The 253-nt window shown below is 70.4% G+C and carries 1 protein-coding gene; it reads left to right on the forward strand.

Annotated elements, in window-relative coordinates; genetic code table 11:
- Window positions 1–253 (forward strand): DNA-3-methyladenine glycosylase I (locus tag NVV99_RS26645; RefSeq protein WP_260783317.1); only part of this gene is annotated, 253 nt, incomplete at both ends.

A 253-nucleotide genomic window follows, 5' to 3' on the forward strand; every position in this document is an offset into this window, starting at 1 on the left:
GCCCGTGGGCCGTCGACGGTCCCGGGTCGTCGCTCTACCGCGACTATCACGCCTACGAGTGGGGTCGGCCGCTCCACGGCCGCGACGAGATGTTCGAGCGGCTCTCCCTCGAGGCATGCCAGTCGGGACTGTCGTGGCTGACGATCCTGCGCCAGCGGGAGGCCTTCCGCGCGGCTTTCCACGGCTTCGACGTCGAGGCGGTCGCCCGCTTCACGGTGGCCGACGTCGAGAGGTTGCTTGCCGTCTCCGGCAT

Origin of the sequence: Rhodococcus sp. PAE-6 (genome assembly GCF_025290685.1) — a bacterium.
GTDB lineage: Bacteria > Actinomycetota > Actinomycetes > Mycobacteriales > Mycobacteriaceae > Rhodococcus > Rhodococcus pyridinivorans.